This is a genomic window from Amycolatopsis sp. TRM77291, from assembly GCF_054166285.1.
Genome location: NZ_JBSZHF010000002.1, coordinates 1 through 5,299 on the forward strand (window position 1 = coordinate 1; position 5,299 = coordinate 5,299).

General features: G+C 56.2%; 3 rRNA genes. All 3 read left to right on the plus strand.

The annotated features are described in order from the left end of the window. Positions 1–116 precede the first annotated feature (116 nt). The 3 genes from ACXIZN_RS42970 to rrf all read left to right on the plus strand — a co-directional run bounded on the left by ACXIZN_RS42970 (position 117) and on the right by rrf (position 5,295). Positions 117–1,633, plus strand: a 16S ribosomal RNA gene (locus ACXIZN_RS42970). A gap of 323 nt (positions 1,634–1,956) precedes the next feature. Beyond that, positions 1,957–5,093: ribosomal RNA gene (locus ACXIZN_RS42975) — 23S ribosomal RNA — on the plus strand. A gap of 85 nt (positions 5,094–5,178) precedes the next feature. Next, positions 5,179–5,295, plus strand: a 5S ribosomal RNA gene (rrf, locus tag ACXIZN_RS42980). The 16S, 23S and 5S rRNA genes sit together here, the layout of an rRNA operon. Positions 5,296–5,299: the final 4 nt, after the last annotated feature.

A 5,299-nucleotide genomic window follows, 5' to 3' on the forward strand; every position in this document is an offset into this window, starting at 1 on the left:
GTGTTGCTTGAGAACTCAACAGTGTGCTAGTGAACTAAGCCAGTAGAGCTTATGTATTTGAACCTCGTTTGAGGTTCCTTTGAGAGCAAGAAAATTTGCCTCGATCAAATTTGACATTGTTGGAGAGTTTGATCCTGGCTCAGGACGAACGCTGGCGGCGTGCTTAACACATGCAAGTCGAACGATGAAGCCTTTCGGGGTGGATTAGTGGCGAACGGGTGAGTAACACGTGGGCAATCTGCCCTGTACTTTGGGATAAGCCTGGGAAACTGGGTCTAATACCGGATATGACCGGGCCTCGCATGGGGTTTGGTGGAAAGCTCCGGCGGTACAGGATGAGCCCGCGGCCTATCAGCTTGTTGGTGGGGTAATGGCCTACCAAGGCGACGACGGGTAGCCGGCCTGAGAGGGTGACCGGCCACACTGGGACTGAGACACGGCCCAGACTCCTACGGGAGGCAGCAGTGGGGAATATTGCACAATGGGCGCAAGCCTGATGCAGCGACGCCGCGTGAGGGATGACGGCCTTCGGGTTGTAAACCTCTTTCGCCAGGGACGAAGCGCAAGTGACGGTACCTGGATAAGAAGCACCGGCTAACTACGTGCCAGCAGCCGCGGTAATACGTAGGGTGCGAGCGTTGTCCGGAATTATTGGGCGTAAAGAGCTCGTAGGCGGTTTGTCGCGTCGTTCGTGAAAACTCCACGCTTAACGTGGAGCGTGCGGGCGATACGGGCAGACTTGAGTTCGGTAGGGGAGACTGGAATTCCTGGTGTAGCGGTGAAATGCGCAGATATCAGGAGGAACACCGGTGGCGAAGGCGGGTCTCTGGGCCGATACTGACGCTGAGGAGCGAAAGCGTGGGGAGCGAACAGGATTAGATACCCTGGTAGTCCACGCTGTAAACGTTGGGCGCTAGGTGTGGGCGACATCCACGTTGTCCGTGCCGTAGCTAACGCATTAAGCGCCCCGCCTGGGGAGTACGGCCGCAAGGCTAAAACTCAAAGGAATTGACGGGGGCCCGCACAAGCGGCGGAGCATGTGGATTAATTCGATGCAACGCGAAGAACCTTACCTGGGCTTGACATGCGCCAGACATCCCTAGAGATAGGGCTTCCCTTGTGGTTGGTGTACAGGTGGTGCATGGCTGTCGTCAGCTCGTGTCGTGAGATGTTGGGTTAAGTCCCGCAACGAGCGCAACCCTTATCCTACGTTGCCAGCGCGTTATGGCGGGGACTCGTGGGAGACTGCCGGGGTCAACTCGGAGGAAGGTGGGGATGACGTCAAGTCATCATGCCCCTTATGTCCAGGGCTTCACACATGCTACAATGGCTGGTACAGAGGGCTGCGATACCGCGAGGTGGAGCGAATCCCTTAAAGCCGGTCTCAGTTCGGATCGCAGTCTGCAACTCGACTGCGTGAAGTCGGAGTCGCTAGTAATCGCAGATCAGCAACGCTGCGGTGAATACGTTCCCGGGCCTTGTACACACCGCCCGTCACGTCATGAAAGTCGGTAACACCCGAAGCCCATGGCCCAACTCTTCGGAGAGGGAGTGGTCGAAGGTGGGACTGGCGATTGGGACGAAGTCGTAACAAGGTAGCCGTACCGGAAGGTGCGGCTGGATCACCTCCTTTCTAAGGAGCAACACATCCACCCCGCCGGGATACCCGGACCAACGGTTGGTGGAGTGGCCGGCACTCAATGCCCGAATGTGGTGTTGTGCTGGTTGCTCAAGGAATTGTGGAACTACTGGTTTATGCCGGTTCGCTTGATGCCCGCACGGGCTAGTACTGCATCTTCGGGTGCGTGGAACGTGTGCTGCAGGGTCAAGAGGATTTCGGTGTTCGCTGGCATGCTGTTGGGTCCTGAGGCAACACGCCGAGGGGCTTACGCCCCGGGAGCTGTTTGTTTCTGGTGTGGTGTTTGAGAACTGTAGAGTGGATGCGAGCATCTTTGTGGTCAAGTTGTTAAGGGCACATGGTGGATGTCTTGGCTTCAGGAGCCGATGAAGGACGTGGGAGGCTGCGATATGCCTCGGGGAGCTGTCAACCGAGCTGTGATCCGAGGATTTCCGAATGGGGAAACCCAGCACCAGTTATGTGGTGTTACCCGCATCTGAATATATAGGGTGTGTGGAGGGAACGCGGGGAAGTGAAACATCTCAGTACCCGTAGGAAGAGAAAACAACCGTGATTCCGTGAGTAGTGGCGAGCGAAAGCGGAAGAGGCTAAACCATGCACATGTCAAGCTGTCAGGCGTTGTGTGTGTGGTGTTGTGGGACCCGCCTTGAGAATTCTGACAAGTTCTCGGGTTTACGCGTGTGTTAGTGGAACGCCTTGGGATGGGCGACCGGAGTGGGTGAGAGTCCCGTACGCGAAAACACATGTTTGTGGACCTTGGTGGTGTTCCCGAGTAGCAGCGAGCTCGTGGAATTTGCTGTGAATCTGCCGGGACCACCCGGTAAGCCTAAATACTTCCTGAAGACCGATAGCGGACTAGTACCGTGAGGGAAAGATGAAAAGTACCCCGGGAGGGGAGTGAAAGAGTACCTGAAACCGTGTGCCTACAAGCCGTCAGAGCCCGAGCACATCCTTGTGATGTTGAGGTGATGGCGTGCCTTTTGAAGAATGAGCCTGCGAGTTAGTGCTGCGTGGCGAGGTTAACCCGTGTGGGGTAGCCGTAGCGAAAGCGAGTCTGAATAGGGCGATTGAGTCGCGTGGTCTAGACCCGAAGCGGAGTGATCTACCCATGGCCAGGCTGAAGCGTCGGTAAGACGACGTGGAGGGCCGAACCCACTTAGGTTGAAAACTGAGGGGATGAGCTGTGGGTAGGGGTGAAAGGCCAATCAAACTCCGTGATAGCTGGTTCTCCCCGAAATGCATTTAGGTGCAGCGTCACATGTTTCTCCACGGGGGTAGAGCTACTGGATGGTCTAGGGGCCTTACCGGGTTACCGAAATCAACCAAACTCCGAATACCGTGGTGTGAGAGTGTGGCAGTGAGACGGCGGGGGATAAGCTTCGTCGTCGAGAGGGAAACAGCCCAGAACACCAGCTAAGGCCCCTAAGTGTGTGCTCAGTGGGAAAGGATGTGGGATTGCCCAGACAACCAGGAGGTTGGCTTAGAAGCAGCCACCCTTGAAAGAGTGCGTAATAGCTCACTGGTCAAGTGGTCCTGCGCCGACAATGTAGCGGGGCTTAAGCACACCGCCGAAGCTGTGTCATTGACACATATAGATCGGCGTTCTCCTTGCGGGGACGTCTAGTCGTGTTGATGGGTAGGGGAGCGTCCTGCATCCAGGGAAGCGGCGGCGGAAGCCAGTCGTGGAGGGTGTGGGAGTGAGAATGCAGGCATGAGTAGCGAATGCAGAGTGAGAAACTCTGCCGCCGGATGACCAAGGGTTCCTGGGCCAGGCTAATCCGCCCAGGGTAAGTCGGGACCTAAGGCGAGGCCGACAGGCGTAGTCGATGGATAACGGGTTGATATTCCCGTACCCGAGCACGTGCGCCCAGGATGAGGCGGTTGATACTAACCACCCAAAGCCTCGTGTTGAAGCCTTCGGGTGGATGCGCGAGTGTGGAGCGTGGGATCTGATTCCGTAGTAGTCGAGTGATGGGGTGACGCAGGAAGGTAGCTCCGCCAGTGAGTGGTAGTACTGGTGTAAGCGTGTAGACCGAGTGGTAGGCAAATCCGCCGCTCATATAGGTTGAGACGTGATGCGTAGCCGATTGAGGCGAAGTAGAGTGATCCTATGCTGCCGAGAAAAGCCTCTAGCGAGTGCGTGCACGGCCCGTACCCCAAACCAACACAGGTGGTCAGGTAGAGAATACTAAGGCGATCGGGTGAACTGTGGTTAAGGAACTCGGCAAAATGCCCCCGTAACTTCGGGAGAAGGGGGGCCAAACACTCTGAAGTCCCGTGCGGACTAGGGGTGGGTGGCCGCAGAGACCAGCGGAAAGCGACTGTTTACTAAAAACACAGGTCCATGCGAAGTCGCAAGACGATGTATATGGACTGACGCCTGCCCGGTGCTGGAACGTTAAGAGGACCGGTTAACCCTTCGGGGTGAAGCTGAGAATTTAAGCGCCAGTAAACGGCGGTGGTAACTATAACCATCCTAAGGTAGCGAAATTCCTTGTCGGGTAAGTTCCGACCTGCACGAATGGCGTAACGACTTTCCGGCTGTCTCAACCACAGGCCCGGCGAAATTGCACTACGAGTAAAGATGCTCGTTACGCGCGGCAGGACGGAAAGACCCCGGGACCTTTACTATAGTTTGGTATTGGTTTTCGGTTCGGCTTGTGTAGGATAGGTGGGAGACTGTGAAGCTGGCACGCTAGTGTTGGTGGAGTCGTTGTTGAAATACCACTCTGGTCGGATTGGGAATCTGAACCTCGGACCATGATCTGGTTCAGGGACAGTGCCTGATGGGTAGTTTAACTGGGGCGGTTGCCTCCTAAAGAGTAACGGAGGCGCCCAAAGGTTCCCTCAGCCTGGTTGGCAATCAGGTGTTGAGTGCAAGTGCACAAGGGAGCTTGACTGTGAGACAGACATGTCGAGCAGGGACGAAAGTCGGGACTAGTGATCCGGCACCACCTGGTGGAAGGGGTGTCGCTCAACGGATAAAAGGTACCCCGGGGATAACAGGCTGATCTTGCCCAAGAGTCCATATCGACGGCATGGTTTGGCACCTCGATGTCGGCTCGTCGCATCCTGGGGCCGGAGTAGGTCCCAAGGGTTGGGCTGTTCGCCCATTAAAGCGGCACGCGAGCTGGGTTTAGAACGTCGTGAGACAGTTCGGTCCCTATCCGCCGCGCGCGTAGGATACTTGAGGAAGGCTGTCCCTAGTACGAGAGGACCGGGACGGACGAACCTCTGGTATGCCAGTTGTCACGCCAGTGGCATGGCTGGTTGGCCACGTTCGGAAGGGATAACCGCTGAAGGCATCTAAGCGGGAAGCCTGTTCCAAGATGAGGTATCCCACCCCTTTGTGGGTTAAGGCCCCCAACAGACCATTGGGTTGATAGGCCAGAAATGGAAGCACAGTAATGTGTTGTCGAGTTGACTGGTACTAATAGGCCGAGGACTTGCCCACAAAGATGTTACGCATCCACTCTACAGCTCTGAAACACCACACAACCACACACAACGTGTGAGCGTGTGTGGGTGTTTCACAGTGTTTCGGTGGTTATAGCGTCAGGGAAACGCCCGGTCCCATTCCGAACCCGGAAGCTAAGCCTGACAGCGCCGATGGTACTGCAACCGAAGGGTTGTGGGAGAGTAGGACACCGCCGGACTAAC